The sequence below is a fragment of the Mucilaginibacter sp. genome, assembly GCF_036383575.1.
GTDB lineage: Bacteria > Bacteroidota > Bacteroidia > Sphingobacteriales > Sphingobacteriaceae > Mucilaginibacter.
Genome location: NZ_DASVOB010000861.1, coordinates 1 through 2,198 on the forward strand (window position 1 = coordinate 1; position 2,198 = coordinate 2,198).

Below are 2,198 nucleotides of genomic sequence, written 5' to 3' on the forward strand. Positions count from 1 at the left end.
GCCTCGGCAGGCTGTGTTGCTACCGCCTCTATCCTGCCAAATAAACTATTGTTACCACCGTAGTTATGCAGCATGTTCCAAATCCAGGGCTTACCGTAAAACGCTTCTGTCCGCTTCCATATGGGTTCATAGTCGGTATTGAGGTCAAGCACGATCATATGATCATCAGGCACAGCATTCAATAATGCTTTGATCTGTTCGTTTTGCCAAAATTTGCGGTCGCTGAAAAAAAGCCAGCCCTGCATCACCCAAACAGCTTTCGGATCGGCCCCCTTCATGCCGTCATAAACCCTCGCGCTTAGCTCTGACAAAAATTTCGGATCATTGGAAGGCGGCTCATTCTCATTAAAAGTATCGGCAGAATACAAATGGTCAGTTCCATAAACCTTGGTTTGTTCCTGTATAAATTTCTTGCCGATCTCTGCAAATAACGGATCTTCCGAATCCAGGATATAAGTATCGGCAAAGCCGTTGTTCCAGTTGGTTTGTTTCAGTTTGGCGTTGGGGAAATGTGTTTTAAACGACGCCGGCACATGCCCTGTAAATGCAGGAAGCACCGGTTTTATTCCCAGCTCACGCTCGCGCTGCAATATTTTAACCTGTAAATCCTTATGACCGCTTATCCAGCTTGCGGGCAGCGGGCCGTCCCATTTATCTATGTTACCCATATAAAACCAGCCAAAATAGGCTGGCCCGGTAAAAAAGTCCTGCATGTCTTTATTACTAAAGCCCATGCTTTTATAAACTTTATCCCATACATACTCCTGCCCGGTTATGGCCAGCGGCATGTTGATTCCATGAAGGGCCATCCAGTCAATTTCTTTTTCCCATCGTTTCCAGTCCCACCAGCTCATACTATAGCTATAGGTGCAATAGTTAAGGTAGTACCGGTATTGGTAAGGGGTAGTTTTATGGATCTTTTTGGCCGGTACAGGCAAATGCACAGGAAGGTTCAGATTTGTACCATTCCATGTGATCTGGCAATGCGCATATTCGGTGAGGTAATAATATAAGGCAGATGCCACCGCAACACCGTTATTGCCCCGTAATATGATCTTTCCTTTATTCCCTTCTACTTCAAAAACATCTTTGGCTTCATTTTCAGAAAGCGGTTGAACAATAAAATTTTGTGCATAACCGGGCACCACACGTTTAATTAAAGCATAAGAAGCCGGTACTTGCAACTGTGCCTGAGCGCTCATCATCCCACCGCAGATGCCACACAGCAGCATACAAATGAAAATCTTCGTTTTATAAACCATTTACTTTAGATGTTTTTATGATTATTGAGTTTTAGGCACATCGCCCGATAAATTTTGAAATCATTATCGCACACTTTCACGTCCCCTTAGGGTCTCTCGCAGAGGACCCTGAGGTTCAACCGCATTCTATATTTTACAAGAGCATTCAGAACGGCGAATTTGCTCGGTGTATACATCAGGGTCCTCTGCGAGAGACCCTGATGGGACGTTAATCAATGAATTTCAAAGTTATTATCGCACACTCACATGATGTACAGAAACTCAAGGCAATAAAAACAAAAAAAGGCATATTTCATTGAAAATAAATCAAAAAGGGAAAATCGCTTTAAAACTGATATTTCGCCCGATGTTATAAATACCCAGATGCGCGCTTGGTGATGACTGGTAATACTCAAAATACTTTAAACGGTTAAGGTTTGATTGATAGGCCTTATCAAACAAATTATCTACCTGCAAAAAAAGCTCGCAGATGCTTTTGTCCGATTTATTTTTGATAGTAGTGCCTGCACCAATATTAAACAGGGCATAGCCGGGCGTCGCCGTTTCGGTATTATCTAAAGCATAAAAGCGGTTCTGCGTGGTGTAAGCATCCATTTCAGCCTTAAAGTAAATCTTCGAAAAAGCACCATACGCTTTCTGCAAACTAGCCTTAAACTCCGACCGGATATGCAACGGCGGAATAAATGGCAGATATTTAGCCGCGCCATTGGATTCATCAACAAGCTGTTTATTGCAGTTAATCCCCGTTACATAAGCCAAACTATTGTTGAAAGCCAACCATTTTACATTTTGCGGATGCACATTCAGCGTAAACTCGGCCCCATACAACCTGGCGCTGCTTTGCTGGTATTGATAAGTGCTATTACCCGGTACAATCACTACAGGATTACCATTGGCATCGGTTAGTTTGGCCTGGTAAATGTAATTGTTGATGTG

2 protein-coding genes are annotated in these 2,198 nt (G+C 43.0%); both read right to left on the reverse strand.

The window, feature by feature from the left end; genetic code table 11:
• Positions 1-1,262, reverse strand: a 1,262-nt coding sequence (locus VF500_RS30365; RefSeq protein ID WP_330863245.1) for an alpha-N-acetylglucosaminidase, incomplete at its 3' end; no start/stop codon positions are given.
• A gap of 306 nt (positions 1,263-1,568) precedes the next feature.
• The coding region (locus VF500_RS30370) for a TonB-dependent receptor domain-containing protein (RefSeq protein ID WP_330863246.1) at positions 1,569-2,198 on the reverse strand (630 nt) is incomplete at its 5' end.